This window comes from Pyxidicoccus trucidator (assembly GCF_010894435.1).
Lineage (GTDB): Bacteria > Myxococcota > Myxococcia > Myxococcales > Myxococcaceae > Myxococcus > Myxococcus trucidator.
This window is the reverse complement of sequence record NZ_JAAIXZ010000012.1, coordinates 76703-91088: the sequence shown is the minus strand read 5'-3', so window position 1 is coordinate 91088 and position 14386 is coordinate 76703. Positions and strand designations below refer to the sequence as shown.

Below are 14386 nucleotides of genomic sequence, written 5' to 3'. Positions count from 1 at the left end.
CGGATGAAGGAGCCCAGCTTCCTGGGGCGCGAGGACGCGGTGCCAGCTCACACCGAGGACCTCAGCACGACGCACGACTCGGACTTCCATGACACCTTGTTGAGAAGGCTCTCCGGTGAGGCGCCCGCCGGGCCGCAGCCCCTTCAGGGGGAGCGGCTGGGAGGGCTGGACGGGGGCCGGTACGAGGTGCTCGCGCTGCTCGGCGGCGGAGGGATGGGCCAGGTCTTCCGGGCGCTGGACCACGAGCTGCGGCGCACCGTCGCCCTGAAGTTCCTGCTGCCCGACCTCAAGCTCGCCGGGCCCGAGCGGCTGGCGTTCCTGCGGAAGGAAGCGCAGGCGGTTGCCAGGCTCGACCACGAGAACATCGTCCGCATCCACGACGTCTCCGAGTGGGCGCCCCGGCACGCGCCCGACGCGCCCCGCATCCCCTTCCTCGTCATGGAGTACCTGGAGGGGGAGTCCCTGCAGTCGCTCCTGCGGCGGGAGCGGCCCGGCCTGCGGCGCGCGCTCGACATCGTGGTCGATGTGGCGGCGGGCCTGGCGCACGCGCACGAGCGGGGCCTCGTCCATCGGGACCTCAAGCCGGCCAACGTCTTCATGCTGCGCGGGGGAAGGGTGAAGCTCCTCGACTTCGGCCTGGCGCGGATGTCGACGGGCCCTCCCGCCCAGGGGGGCCTGGAGCGGGCGGGAACGCCCCCCTACATGGCACCGGAGCAGTGGACGGGAGGCCGCGTGGATGCGCGGTCCGACGTGTGGTCCGCCGGAGTCCTCCTCTTCCAGTTGCTCACCGGCGGGCTTCCCCTGCAGGAGCGGGACACCGCCGCGCTGCGCGCCCGGGTCACCTCCCTGGAGCCCATGCCCCCCCTGCGGGAGCGGCGCCCCGACCTGCCCGAGGCGCTGGACGCGCTGGTGGCCGCGGCCCTGGCCAAGGACGTGGAGGCGCGCCCCCGCTCGGGCGCCGAGCTGCTGGAGCGGCTGTGCGCGCTGCGGGAGCGACTGACTCCGGACCATCCCCGGGCTACCGGTGTCGGGCTGCCGGGACGGCGGCAGGTGACGCTGGTGTCGTGCCGGCTCTCGCTCAGCCCGGACGCCGGGCCGCGACTGGACCCGGAGGACTCGGGCGAACTGGAGGCGGCGTTCCACCATGCCTGCGCCCACATCTTCGGCCAGCATGGCGGCACGGTGACGACGGCCGTCGGCGCGGAGGTGCTCGCGTGCTTCGGCTACCCCCTGGCCCGGGAGGATGACGCGGAGTCCGCGGTGCGCGCGGCGCTCCGCCTGCTGGAGGCACTTCCCAGGCAGCTGGCGGACTCCGGGGCCCGGGGCCTGGAGCTGCGGGTGGGCATCCACTCGGACCTGGTGGCCCTGGCGGAGGCGCTGCCCGCGCAGTACGGCAGGGGACCCACCATGCAGGGCGAGGCGCCCGGAGTCGTGGTCGCCCTCGCCGCGCAGGCCAGCCCTGGCACGGTGCTCGTCAGCGACCCGACGCGGGCGCTGGTGCGGGGCCGCTTCCAGATGAAGTCCCTGGGGCTCCGGAGCTTCGAGCGGCTCTCGGGCGCCCCGCCGCTGGGCATCCACCAGGTGCTTCGGGAGTGCCGGGGGGTGAGCCGCTTCGACCGGGCGCTCGTCATCGGCGCGCTGACGCCCCTGGTGGGAAGGGAGCGCGAGCTGCGCCTCCTGACCTCGCTGCTGGATGCGCCCCCGGGCGAGGCGGGGACGTTCATCCTCCTGCGAGGGGACGCCGGCATCGGGAAGTCCCGCCTCGTCCAGGAGCTGCATGACCGCGAGCCTTCCGGCGCGAGCACCTGGGCCCAGTGCCAGTGCTGGCCGCAGTACAGCCACAGCGCCTTCCACCCGCTCATCGACTGGCTCCAGCGCTTCGCGGAGCTGGCGACCGAGGATGCGCCCCAGCGCAGGCGGCGCAAGCTGGAGGCGTGGCTGGAGGAGCTCGGCCTGCCGCGAGAGCACTGGAACCCGCTCGCCTCCCTCCTCTCGCTGCCCCTGGACGATGCGGCCCCGTTCCTCCACCTGTCGCCGGAGCGGCAGCGGGCCCGCATCCTGGAGGCCCTCGCGGCGCTGCTGCGGCACCTGGCCGTGCGGCGGCCGCTCGTCCTGGTGGTGGAGGACCTGCACTGGGCGGACCCCTCCACGCTCCAGTTCCTGGGAGCCCTGCCAGGGCACCTGCGCGGAGCGCCCGTGCGCGTGCTGCTCACCGCGCGGGCCTGCTTCCAGCCTGACCAGGCCGGGCGCCCGGGCTTCCATTCGCTGGACGTGGAGCCGCTGTCGCCGGAGGACACCGCGTCCCTGGTCCGCGAGGCGTCCCGGGAGCGGGCGCTGCCGGAAGCCATGGTGGCCCGGCTCGTGGCCACCACGGACGGAGTCCCCCTCTTCGTGGAGGAGGTGACGCGCAGGGTGCTGGAGCTGGGAGGGCTGGATGCGGACTCGCCCGGGGCCCCACCACTGCCCATTCCCGCCACCCTGAACGGGCTGTTGCTGGCGCGACTGGACCAGCTCCCGCCGCGCCAGAAGGCCCAGCTCCAGCTGGCGGCCACGCTGGGCCGGGAGTTCAGCTACGAGCTGCTGCGCGCCGTCTCGTTCCTTTCGGAGGATGAGCTGCTGCCGGAGCTGGAGCAGCTCGAGCGGGCCGGGCTGCTCTTCCGGCGGGGCTCACCGCCCTACACGACGTACGCCTTCAAGCATGCGCTCATCCAGGATGCCGCCTATCAATGCCTGCTGCGTGGCACGCGGCAGCGCCACCATGCCCGCGTCGTCCAGGTGCTGGAGGAGCAGTTTCCCGAAGTCGTCGAGGAGCAGCCGGAGCTCCTGGCACAGCACGCCACCCTGGCCGTCATGACGGCCAGGGCCGTGGAGCTGTGGCACCGGGCCGGAGAGCAGGCCGTGGCGAAGTCGGCCCTCACCGAGGGCATCCGCCACCTCACGCGCGCGCTCGAGCAGCTCCAGCTGTTGCCCGCCTCTCCCGAGCGGGACTTGCGGGAGGTCTACCTGCACGGGAACCTGGGCCAGGCGTTCAGCTACGCCCGGGGCGTCACCTCGGAGGAGGTGAGGGTCACCTATGCCCGCGCGCTCGAGCTGTGCGAGCGGCTGGGGGAGACCCCGCTGCGGGTGCTCTGGGGCATCTGGAACACGGCGATGATTCGAGGCGACCCCGACGCGGACGGGCTCCCGGCGCGGTTCCACCGGCTCCTGGAGGCGTCCTCGGATGTGGAGACCCGGATGATGGCGCATGGCACGCTCTGCACCTGGGCCTTCTGGCAGGGGAAGTACTCCGCCAGTCGAGACCATGGCCACCAGATGTTGGCGCTGATGCACCAGCAGCGCACCGCGCGGCACTCCCTCCAGCTTCCCACCGGCGGCCAGGACTACGTCTACGAGCAGCTCCTCTATGCACACCTGTACGCGGCCCTCAGCCAGCTGCACCTGGGCTTCGCTCGCACCGCGCGCGAGAGCTACAAGGTGGCGCTCGCGGTCGCCGAGGCGATGCGCCACCCGTATGCGCTGGCGACGGCGCTCATGTTCGAAGCGACGATGGCCATCGACACGTATGACCTGGAGGGGGCTCGAGACTTGTCGGCCCATGCCCGGGCCCTGTGCCTGGAGAACGGGTTCCCCTTCGTCATGGCGGACTGCACCTGCCTCTACGGCATGGCCGTGGCCGGGCTGGGGAACCCGGAGGCGGGAATCGCGACGGTCCGCGAGGCGCTTGCCCTGTTGCGGGCCATGGGCGCCCGGCTCATCTATCCCTCCTGCCTGACGTGTCTGGCCCAGGCCTGTCTCATGGGCGGGCGGCTCGACGAGGCGATGGCGGCCGCGGAGGAAGGGCTGGCGGAGATGGTCGCGATGCGGACCCGTCACAACATGCCGGTGCTGTACCAGCTGAGGGGCGAAATCCAGCTCCTGCGAGGAGACACGCAGGCCGCGCGGGCGGCCTTCGAGCAGTCGCTCGGGGAGGCCCGGAGCCTGGGTGCGGTGCTGCAGGAGGTGCGCGTGAGCGTACGCCTGGGCACGCTCTTGCGAGGTACCGGAGACACGAGCGCGGCGCGCACGGTGCTGGAGGCGGCGTGCGCCAGCGCTCCCCCGGATGAGGACCTCCTCGACCTCCAGGCCGCGCAGGGGCTGCTGGCGGAGCTGCCCTGAGCGGGTGCCCGGGACGTCAGGCGACGGAGGCGAAGGTGGGCCCGTCGCGCCCTCCGCCGAGGATGAGTGCAACCTGCGCGGTAAAGCGCGACACGTCACCGTCCTTGTGCAGGAAGACCTCGCCGCGCGGGGGGATGAGGGCGTGCTCGCTGCTGTGGATGATGAGCGGAATGTCTCGCAGCCGCTCGTTGGCACGCAGCCGGTAGCACAGCTCCAGCCCGTTCACCCGTGGCATGCACACGTCGGTGATGATGAGGTCCGGCCGCCGTGCCAGGGCCTGCTCCAGCGCTTCCTGCCCATCCCTGGCCGTGGCGACCGTGCAGCCCAGGTCTTCCAGTACCAGCGTGTAGATGTCGCGCAGGTCCGCGTCGTCGTCGACCAGGAGGACAATGGGCTGGGTGTTCATGATGCACCTCAATCCGGTGATGGGCGACGATGCGCCCTGTCTATCTGGATAGGTCCACGGGAGCGAGAATGTGAACGCGCTTCCTGCCACGAATGCGTAGATAGATGAGGAGGCGGACCTCACCAGGAGGGAGGCATGCAGCCGAGGGAGCGCGAAGCGCTGGAGCAGCTCATCCGCGAGCTGTGCCGCCAGGGAGACGTGGGAGGTGCCGTGGAGACGGCCCTGGCGGGCTATGGAACGGAGCTGCTGCGGCTGATGGGCTCCATCCTCAAGGACCCGGAGCGGACGCGTGAGGCCTTCAGCGACTTCAGCGAGCTGCTGGTGAAGGACCTGCCTGCCTTCCGGTGGCAGAGCTCCTTCCGGACGTGGGCCTACCAGGTCGCGCGCCACCTGGCCTACCGCCACTCCGCGGTGGGCGCCGCTCGCGAGATTCCGGTGACCCGGGACGCCTTCGCGCAGGAGGTGCAGGCGGCGCGCTCCCAGACGCAGCCCTGGCTCCAGTCCGCCGTCAAGGAGCGCTTCCGGAGTCTGCGCTCGCGGCTGGGCCCCTATGAGCAGACGCTGCTGACGCTCCGGCTGGACCGGCGGCTGTCCTGGGAAGCGGTGGCGAGGGAGCTGGCGCCCTCCAGCGAGCCGATGACGCCCGAGGAGCTGCGCCGCAGGGTGGCCGTGCTCCGCCAGCAGTTCCAGCGCATCAAGGTGCGCCTGCGGGAGCTGGCCGAGGAAGAACACCTGCTCTCCACCCTGTAGTCGCACGGGTGGCCCGCCCGGCGGGAAGGCGCGGGGAGGCGCGAGGCCCCACGGGCCTGCTAAGAAGCGCACCGTGCGAATCCTCCTCCTCCTGTGCTCGCTGGGCGCCGCGGGCTTCGCCGCGTACCTGGCCACGGCGGCGAAGAACTCCTACTCGGCATATTCCGTCTCGCAGCTCGACATGATGGAGGCCGAGCTCGCCCGGGTGTCCCAGGGACGGGAACCTGACTCCGAGGAGGCGCTCGTCTCCCTCCAGCTCCTGCGCGAGGAGCGCCAGCGCCGTCAGCACTTCCCGCTCGCGGCGGGTGCGGCCGGCCTGCTGGGCCTGGCGGGGGTGGTGCTCCTCGTCCGTGGAGGGGGTATCTCCAGCCGCTTCAGCGTGTCCGTTTCCAGCGGCGAGGAGACCCGGCTGGTGGCGGCCATGGGCCGGCCCGAGGACCTGGCGAAGGGAGCGCGAGAGAAGGCGGCGGCGCTCCTGGGAGTGCGGCCGGATGCGCCCCCGTCGGTCATCCTGGCCGCGTGCGAGGCGCAGCTCCAGGAGTACGACGCGGCGCGCATGGCGGGCCTCCCACCGGACATGCAGCGGCAGGCCCGCGAGCAGCGTGAAGCGCTCGTGCGAGCGAAAGACCTGCTGCTGAAGCCGCCGGGCGCGTGACGAAGCGGTCCGCCGGGCTTCAGGGCTCGCGTCCAGGCCGGGCTGCCTGTCTCGGTTCGGCTGTGCCCAGGCTCCCGAGAACGTTGCTTCGACGGTGCTTCACCTGGGCGCCGCTTGCCTCGGCCCCGCGTTGCCCCGAGGCTGCGCCCATGCTCCTTCGACGGTGTTTCGCCTGGGCCCTGGTGGCCATCGCCCTCACGGGCTGCTCCGTAGCGCGGGTGCGGTTGGCGCCGCCCACCGGTGACGAGGTCACCATCCTGGTGCCCGGCTATCGCGGCAGCTTCCTCTTCACGGAAGGACCGGAGCCAGCGCGGGCGTGGTTCTCACCGGGGGATGTGGTCACGCGTGGAGAGCGCTCACTCGCGCTGCCCTTCCCGGGACAGCGGCCCGCTGAGCGGTTCGGGCCCCTGGTGCCGGATGGGCCCATGACCAAGCTCACCCTCATCCCCCTGCTCGCCTCCATCAACGTGTATCGCTCCGCCATGGAGTTCGGCCGCGAGCGGCTCCCGGGCTTCACCACGTTCGGCTACGACTGGCGGCGAGACGTCCGGGAGAGCGCCGGAGCGCTGTGCGCGCGAATCGAGCAGCTCGTGGCCGAGGGCGGGGGACGGCGCAAGGTGAACCTCGTCGTCCACAGCATGGGCGGGCTCGTCGCGCTGCACTGCCTGCTGCACGGAGGCGCCGGGCCGGGCACGCAACCCTGGGCGGGCGCCGCGCACGTCCAGCGCGTGGTCTTCGTGGGCACGCCCTTCCGGGGCTCTCCGGGCATCTTCGACGACCTGCACGAAGGCACCACCACCGGACGGAACACGGCGCTGCTCCGCGCGGAGGCCCTCTTCACCTTCGCCTCGTCCTTCCAGCTCCTGCCCTGGCGTAGCGACTTCCTGGTGGACGCCGCGGGCGCGCCCGTCGCCCTGGACCCCTATGCTCCGGAGCAGTGGTGGACACGGGGCTGGGGCGTCTTCGCGGAGGCTCCGCTGCGCGAGGACACGGCCTACCGCGAGCAGCTCACCCGCATGCTGGAGGCCCGCCGCGCGCTCGCCGAGGCGCTGTCGCCGCGTGAGGGACTGCCGCCGCCTCCCTTCCAGACGCTCGTCGTCGTCGGCACGGGGCGGTCCACCACGAGCGGGTTCCGGATGAAGGACGGCGGCCTCGACCTGGACGACGAGGTGAAGGCCGATGGGGATGGCTCCGTGCTCGCCACGAGCGCCGTGCCCGCGCTGCCCCTCCCGTTCGAGCGCGTGGACAGCCGTGCCGAGCACGTCGCGCTGATGTCCGACGACGACGTACTCGAGGCCATCGCCCGGTTCCTCGGGCGGCCCGCGCCGTGACGGGGTGCCCTCGCCGCCCACGGACGCGGTGACGGTGCTCCTGGCCTCACCGTGAGCGGGAGGACCGGAGAGCTTCCGACGTCAGACCGGGATGAGGTCCACCGGGAGCGTCCGGGGCCCGTGGATGGTGAGGCCGGGGAGCCACTGGATGTCCGGGGAGCGGAGCTCCACCGCGCGGATGCGGGGGACGAGTGCCTCCAGCGCGAGCCGGGCCTCCATGCGGGCGAGTTGTGCGCCGAGGCAGAAGTGGATGCCATGGCCAAAGGAGAGGTGCTGGGTGCCCTTGTCTCGGCCGGGGAGGAAGCGGTCCGGCTGCTCGAACACGCGCTCGTCGCGGTTGGCGCTTGCCACCAGTCCCATGACGAGACTGCCCGCGGGCACCTTCGTGCCGGAGAGCTCCACGTCCGTCACGGCGACGCGGAAGGCGAACTGGGCGGGGGGCTCGTAGCGGAGCACCTCCTCGAGGAAGCGGACGATGTGCGCCTTGTCCGCCCGCGCGTGCTCCAGGTGCTCGGGGAATCGGGCCAGGAGGATGGCCGCGTTGCCGATGAGCTGCGCCGTCGTCTCCATGCCCGCGGGCAGCAGCAGGAAGAGGAACGAGAGGACCTCCGCGTCGGTGAGCTGCTGGCCCTCCACCTCCGCGCGGACCAGGTCGCTCACCATGTCGTCCCCGGGCTGACGGCGGCGCGCGGCGATGACGTCCCCGAGGTAGGCCTCCATCTCCTTCACCGTGTCTCGGATGCCCTGGTGCTGCTCGGGCACGGCGGAGCTGATGAGGCCCATGTTCACCGACCAGCGCTTGAACTCGGTGAAGGTGGACGGCTCCAGGCCGAGCATGCGGCCGATGATGTTGCGCGGCAGCACGAAGGAGAGGGCGTCCACGAAGTCCACCTCGCGCTGACGGACGGCGGCCTCGGCCAGCGTCTCCGCCTCGCGGCGCACCTGCGCCTCCAGCCGCGCCATGCCCGAGGGGCCGAAGGCCCGGTTCACCAGCGCGCGAAGCTGCGTGTGGCGCGGCGGGTCTCTGGTGACGAGCGACTGCGCCACCGGGTTGGGCCCGAGCCACGGAGGCGCGGCCGACACCGCGAGCGCCTCGGACGAGAAGCGCTGTGCGTCCTTCTGAATCGCGCGCACGTCCTCGTAGCGGGCGGCGGCGTAGGCTCCGAAGGGCGCGATGCGGCAGAGGCCGGGCTCGCCGCGCATGCGTGCGTACAGGTCCAGGCGCTCGGCGTCGGTGGTGGGGGCGAACAGGTCGTACGTCTGCAACGGTGTCTCCGTGGTGATGGCCGCCGCGGATGGGCCTGGGGCCACGGCGGAAGCGCGGGCCCGGTGGGACAGCGGGCCTCCGTGGTGGATACGGACGATGCGGGGACGGCTGGCTGTGCGGGCGCTTTGTATGAGCCTCACGCCTCCGGGCGGCAGTCGCCTGGAAGGAACGTTCATTCCACTTCCGGGCCGCCCGGGGCCGCGCCGCGGTTTCGTGCAACCGATGTGCGGAATGAGCGTTCCGTCCGCTCCCGTGCGCGCGACGTCCCGGGCCTCGTGGCCCCTGGACCGCGGCCCATGTGGAGGGTGCTACGCCGGGTCCGAGTCGATGATCTTCTTCGCGATGCCGAAGGAGAACCCCGCCCGCGCGAGGGAGGCGAGGTCTCGCTGCCGGTTCTCCTCGCGCGTCTGGAGGTTCTTCCGGAACGGGCCGAGGCGCTTCTTCCTCGCCCAGATGCGCGCGGCCTCCTCGTCGGAGACCTCGGACGTGGCGTCGGCCACCTTCCGGGCCACGACTTCCGCGGCGACGCCCTTCATCCGGAGCTTCTGGGTAATCATCCGGGAGCTGCGGCCCGAGGCCCGCAGGGACGTGGCCTTCATCCGCGCGTAGGCCTCGTCGTTGAGGTACCCGTTGCGGACGAGCTTCTCCATGAGCGCCGTCATCCAGCCGAGCGCCTCCGCGCGGTCCCCGCCATGGAACTTGAGGGACTTGTCCACCCGGCGCAGCAACACGCGCTGGAGCTGGCTCTGCGTGGCCGCGTACCGCTTCAGGTAGTGCAGGGCGGCGTTCTCCAGATACTTCGGAGACACCTTGCGGGGCGGCTTCCGCGGACGCGGCGGCTTCCTGTCCTGTTCCTCCCGCGACTCGTCCATGAGGCCGGGTCTACCACCCAGGTCTGACGGTCTGAAGCACGGGTTCCAACGTGCTGGGGACTTCAGGGCGCGCGAGCAGGCGTGCGTCCCGCTTGCTCGCCCGCCTCCCGGACGGGACTGCCGCCCTTCCGCCGGGAGAGGGCCGTCCCCACCCATGAGTGCCATGGCAAAGAAGAAGACGAACCCCGATACCCGTCCCCTGGCCCTCGTCACCGGCGCTTCCAGCGGCATCGGCCTCGAGCTGGCGAGGCAGTTCGTCCAGAACGGCTTCGACGTGCTCATCGCGGCCGAGGACGACGGCATCCACCAGTCCCGGACGGAGCTGTCGAAGGACGGCGCGCGCGTGGAGGCCCTCCAGGTGGACCTGGCCACGTATGAAGGCGTGGAGCAGCTCTACAAGAAGGCCCAGGAATTGGGGCGTCCGGTGGACGTGCTCGCCGTCAACGCGGGCGTGGGCGTGGGCGGTGACTTCGCGCGCGAGACGGACCTGAAGGCCGAGCTCAACCTCATCCAGCTCAACATCACCTCCGCCGTCCACCTCACCAAGCGCGTGACGCGCGACATGGTGGCCCGGGGCGAGGGACGCATCCTCTTCACCTCGTCCATCGCCGCCGTGCTGCCCGCGCCGCTGGAGGCCGTCTACGGCGCGTCCAAGGCGTTCCTCCAGTCCTTCTCCGAGGCGCTGCGCAACGAGCTGAAGGACGTGGGCATCACCGTCACCGCGCTGATGCCGGGCCCCACGGAGACGAACTTCTTCCACCGCGCGGGCATGGACGACACCCGCGTGGGCCGGCAGGAGAAGGACGACCCGGCGCAGGTGGCGAAGGAGGGCTTCGAGGCCCTCATGGCGGGCAAGGACAAGGTCGTCGCGGGCGCGCTGACCAACAAGGTCATGTCCGCCGCCTCCCATGTCCTCCCCGACGCGGTGAAGACGGCGATGCACCGTCATATGTCGGAGAAGGACCCCAAGGCGTCCCACGACTCGTGAGCCACCTCTCTGTGTCCCCGAACGTGGCCTCGCCCCAGCGATGGCGCACCGCCAACATCAGCCCGGTTTCGTCGTGGGCAGGAGGCGCTCCAGCAGGGCCCAGGCGCGTTGCCAATCCGGGACGCGCCGGCCGACTTCCTCACGGAGCCAGCGGGCGAGGGCTGAAGGTGGCGGGGGAAGCCCCGCCTGGGCGACCGCGGCCTCGGCGCTGGACAGCACTCGCGGGAAGTACGCGGGCGGAACGCCCCAGGCCTGCGTCAGGGCCCAGTCCCAGAGCCCCTTTTTGAAGAGAGCCTCAATCTCCTCGCACAACACGTCTGGCATCCGCTGCCAGAGCGCCCGCCGGGTATCGTGGTCATAGGGGTCGGGCAGCCCGGCACGCAGCGCCCGGCGGACGTGTCCAGGTGGAATCGATGCCCAGGCGAAGCGGGGAGGGTCCGACCTCCACGTGGATTGCCGCTGAGAGGCAAGCTCAATCCAGACGTCGACGAAGGCGTCCCAGTGTGACGTGTCGAAGAAGGAGAAGACCTTCTCCTCCTTCTGTAGCATCCAGCGGCGCTTGCGGATGAGCACGGAGAGTGCCTCGGCGGGGAGTGCTCTCCAGAAGACCTCGGCATGCTCCTGTTGAGGCCAGAGACACTGGGGAAGCTCCGCGCCATCCGTTGTGAGCCAGAGGTTCCATATCTTCCGGGCGAGCTGTTTCCAGTCCAGGCCTCGTGCCCGTGCGTAGTCCGGGAGGGCATCCGCCAGCTCGTCCCAGTAGACGGACTCGTCGATTTCCTTGAGGGATGGCGTGTCCTGCTGGAGCAGTCGGAGCAGGCGCTCCGGTTGGAGCACGTCCGGAGGACGAGGCAGGGGAGAGGACGGCGGGGGCAACCTGTCGAGCAGCCGGCCTCCGAGCAGCAGGAGGGGCAGCTTCCACGGCTCCAGCTGGTGTTTTCGTTCCTCCGTCCGAAAGGAGGTCGCCATGAAGAACAGCCATCTCACGTTGTCAGGCGACAGCCCCCGGCACCAGGACTCGAAGGAGACGTCCTCCGAGGTTGGCACGGGCTCGACGAGCGCCAGCAGGGCGGCATACCAACTGCTGGCGTCGAGGAGGTACTCCTCCCGGGCGTAGGGGTTGTCATGGGTGAGCCGCGGCTGCGGCGCGCCGTCATGGGTGGGGACAAGCAGCTTCCTCTGGAGCCGGAGCATGCCCAGGCGGAGCTCGTCCGGGAGTTCCACGCCCTCCAGCGATACCAGCCCGAGCACCCGGAATGAGGCTTCGAACGCGGCAACCCAGGCGGGCGATGAGGGCTCGGGACTGCCCATGAGTGCGCGCATGGCCGTGAAGTCTCCGCGCCGGCCACGCTCCAGCAGGTGCTGTACCGCGGAGTCCGCCCACTCCTGCTGGAGCAGGACCTTGCCCCACACCGCGGGCGCTTCCCCGGTGACGAGCTCTTGCAGGGCCTGCTCCAGCATCCCTTGCAGCACCCAGAGCGGGGAAAGGGCGAACTGCCGGGGCTGCTTCTCGCGCAGCAGTCCGAGTGCGCGCAGGGCCCGCACCGTCCGGAAAGCTTCGGGGGGAAGCTTCTCGCGAGCCTTGGCCAGGGCGGCAGGGTCCACCTTGAGTCCATGCGGCGCGAGCGCGCCAAGCCAGTCGAGGTCGCCGCCATCGGGCTGGCTGACTGCGAGCGCCTGCCAGTCATCCAGAGGTCGTGCCTCGAACCAGGGCTCCTCGGCTTCCAGCAGCAAGCGCTTGCTCATCCCCCGCAGGCGATCCCAAAGCACGTCCGCCTTGAGGTCGACCTCCTCGAACTGCTGGCGGCGCATGCGCAGGAGGAGCCGGGCCAGGTCCGCCAGGCTCTGGGCCTTTTTCAGCGGCCCGGGAGCGCCTTCCTTCCGGGTATAGGTGGCGAAGAGCCCGATGAGACCCAGGGCCGTATCGAGGGTGTCTTCCTCGGAGAGGATGCCGGACGTCCCGGTGAGCGACTCGAGCCAATCCAGACAGGACTTCGTGTCGAGCCCATCACCCGTGGCCCGCTCCTCCAGCCAAGCCATCAGCGGTCCGAGCCAGGTGCTGACGCGGGGGTTCTCCACGAGAGGCCAGGGGATGACTGCCGGCTGCGTGAGCTTGGTTTGGGGCTCAGGCTCGGCCTGCGGCTGGAGTTCTGCCAGGGGCCAGGCCCTGGCCAGGAGTTGTGTCTCGCTGGGGGCGCGGGGCGGTGGCTCGGGCGGATGGGCTTCGCTGGCCACACAGAGCTTCAGGCCAGCGACCGGGTCGACGTGGATGGGAGCGCCTTCAGCCGAGCCAAGCTCAAGGAAGACGGCGCCTCTCTTCGGAAGCTGACGCTCGGCCTCGGCCCAGGTCGCTGCCTGGATGAACGTGGCCAGCCCTCGCGCGGCGACCCACTGGCCAGCCAGGGTTCGCCCCGAGCCGGTGGGGGCGTGCCACCACAAGGGCCAGTGGTCCGGGGACAACACCTCGTCAGGAAGTCCGGGGGGCGGTGGCTCCCGGCTCAGGTCGATGGGGCGCAGGGGGACATCGCGCAGCTTGAACCGGAAGTCAGCTTGGGGCTTGGGGGCGCGAAGCCGGACGAGCTGCTCCTCCATGTCCTCCGCCGTCATCCCCAGGACCTCGGCCAGGGCCTTGAGCATGAAGGGGCGCTCCTCGAGCCGTGACAGCTCCTCGCCCTCGTCCAGCCGGCCGAGGTAGGTGGCGAGCGAGTTGGGCTTGAGCTTCTCCGAGCGAGGCCAGGCGCGGGCCTCGCAAACGCGCTCCGCCAGCGCGCTCATGCTGGTCACCCGGGGCTTCAGGTCCTCCATCCGGTCCTTGAGCCAACCCATGTCTCCTACCTCCCGTTGTCGACGGCGGGGTGCTGCTCCAGTATTTTCAATTGAACCTCAATCGACGATGAGTTGGAAGAGGGAATGGCATGCGCGTATCTTTCGTGGCGTCCAATTCACAGGAGGTCTCGAACATGCGCTCAGACGGCCCGAAGGACAGTGGCTTCTCCCAGCCCGGCGGTGATGCCGCGGCGTGGCTCTCGCAGCTTCCGGAGCCCACCCGCACATTCTGGAGGGAGGTCTGTCAGTCGTTGGAGGCGGGGAGCTTCACGCTAGTGGCGCATGGCACCCGCACGTTGGTGGGGCGGGTGGCTCAGGATCTCCTCGGAGAGACAGGCCCGTTCGCCCAAGCGCTGCAAGCCCTCTACACGCACGGCATCATCAGCAAGCGAGACCGCGAGCGGCTCGAGCTCGCCGTGAAGGTGGGCAACGCGGCCGTGCACAAACGTCTGAACCTTGACCAGAAGGGTGCCCGCACGCTGGCGCGCATCCTCGAGGGCGTGCTCCGGACTGCATATCTGCCCGAGGAGGACGTGAACTCCTTGCGGAGCATCCTTCGTCCCTCGCCGACGCCGGGGGGCTGACTCCGGGCGCTGCGGCCCCCTCCTGCTGGGACAGGGCCGTGAGCCGTCACTCCTTCTTCGCCGACTCGAACAGGGCGGACACCGCACCGGCCGGGTCTTCGATGACGCAGAAGCGGCCCATGCCTCCGGCGGAGCGCACCTTGCCTCGGACCTTGCCGCCCATGGCGGTGACGCGCTCCAGGCTGCGGTCCAGGTTCTCCACGGTGATGTAGACCACCCACCCGGACGGCATGTCCTCGTTCGAGCCTCGCGCGTGGCACACGCCTCCCGCGGGCGTCTCGCTGCCGGCCGGAGTCATGATGAAGTCTTCGTACCCGCCCATGTCCAGGCCGGTCGCCGTCCAGCCCACCACGTCGCGGTAGAAGTCCTTCACCGCCACGGCGTCCTTCACCGTGAGGTCCATCCAGCCCACGCTGCCCAACGCCGGCTTGTGCGACTCGCTCATGTGCGTGCTCCTCCGGCGGCGCACTCTACTGGTCTACCCATGGAGGTGAAGCTCCACCACGGACAGGTGCGTAAGCGGAGAGTGGCTTGTCAGGCGTTGCTGGTACT

11 protein-coding genes are annotated in these 14386 nt (G+C 70.7%); 6 read left to right on the top strand and 5 right to left on the bottom strand.

The genetic code is table 11. The features are described 5' to 3' along the window. Positions 1-3: 3 nt before the first annotated feature. A complete protein-coding gene (locus tag G4D85_RS30040; protein ID WP_164017471.1) occupies positions 4-4155 on the top strand; it encodes a protein kinase domain-containing protein in 4152 nt (1383 codons plus the stop codon). A 16-nt stretch (positions 4156-4171) separates the two neighbouring features. On the opposite strand, the gene G4D85_RS30035 is transcribed toward G4D85_RS30040, so the two are convergent. Next, a complete protein-coding gene (locus G4D85_RS30035) occupies positions 4172-4561 on the bottom strand; it encodes a response regulator (protein WP_164017470.1) in 390 nt (129 codons plus the stop codon). 135 nt (positions 4562-4696) lie between these two features. On the opposite strand from G4D85_RS30035, the gene G4D85_RS30030 reads away from it, so the two are divergent. The 3 genes from G4D85_RS30030 to G4D85_RS30020 all read left to right on the top strand — a co-directional run bounded on the left by G4D85_RS30030 (position 4697) and on the right by G4D85_RS30020 (position 7297). Continuing rightward, a complete protein-coding gene (locus G4D85_RS30030) occupies positions 4697-5311 on the top strand; it encodes an RNA polymerase sigma factor (protein ID WP_164017469.1) in 615 nt (204 codons plus the stop codon). 73 nt (positions 5312-5384) lie between these two features. Continuing rightward, positions 5385-5966, top strand: coding sequence for a hypothetical protein (locus tag G4D85_RS30025; protein WP_164017468.1), 582 nt, complete (start codon positions 5385-5387; stop codon positions 5964-5966). 149 nt (positions 5967-6115) lie between these two features. Then, positions 6116-7297 carry an esterase/lipase family protein gene (locus tag G4D85_RS30020; RefSeq protein WP_164017467.1) on the top strand — a complete coding sequence of 394 codons (1182 nt, stop codon included), beginning with the start codon at positions 6116-6118 and terminating at the stop codon, positions 7295-7297. A gap of 81 nt (positions 7298-7378) precedes the next feature. Here the strand turns inward: G4D85_RS30020 and G4D85_RS30015 are convergent, their stop codons facing one another. Beyond that, complete coding sequence (locus tag G4D85_RS30015; RefSeq protein WP_205525780.1) at positions 7379-8563, bottom strand: cytochrome P450; 1185 nt, start codon at positions 8561-8563, stop codon at positions 7379-7381. Between the two features lie 309 nt (positions 8564-8872). Next, positions 8873-9436 carry a regulatory protein RecX gene (locus G4D85_RS30010; protein ID WP_164017465.1) on the bottom strand — a complete coding sequence of 188 codons (564 nt, stop codon included), beginning with the start codon at positions 9434-9436 and terminating at the stop codon, positions 8873-8875. A gap of 163 nt (positions 9437-9599) precedes the next feature. Here G4D85_RS30010 and G4D85_RS30005 point away from each other — a divergent pair, with 163 nt between their 5' ends. Continuing rightward, the gene (locus tag G4D85_RS30005) at positions 9600-10424 is read left to right on the top strand and encodes an SDR family NAD(P)-dependent oxidoreductase (RefSeq protein ID WP_164017464.1); all 825 of its coding nucleotides are present in this window, start codon (positions 9600-9602) and stop codon (positions 10422-10424) included. Positions 10425-10481: 57 nt separating this feature from the next. Here G4D85_RS30005 and G4D85_RS30000 read toward each other — a convergent pair whose 3' ends face one another. After that, the gene (locus G4D85_RS30000) at positions 10482-13250 is read right to left on the bottom strand and encodes a hypothetical protein (RefSeq protein ID WP_164017463.1); all 2769 of its coding nucleotides are present in this window, start codon (positions 13248-13250) and stop codon (positions 10482-10484) included. Between the two features lie 134 nt (positions 13251-13384). On the opposite strand from G4D85_RS30000, the gene G4D85_RS29995 reads away from it, so the two are divergent. After that, positions 13385-13834: a DUF4145 domain-containing protein gene (locus G4D85_RS29995; protein ID WP_164017462.1), complete on the top strand. Its 450-nt coding sequence runs from the start codon at positions 13385-13387 to the stop codon at positions 13832-13834. Positions 13835-13880: 46 nt separating this feature from the next. On the opposite strand, the gene G4D85_RS29990 is transcribed toward G4D85_RS29995, so the two are convergent. Further along, positions 13881-14279, bottom strand: coding sequence for a VOC family protein (locus tag G4D85_RS29990; RefSeq protein ID WP_164017461.1), 399 nt, complete (start codon positions 14277-14279; stop codon positions 13881-13883). Between the last annotated feature and the right edge of the window lie 107 nt (positions 14280-14386).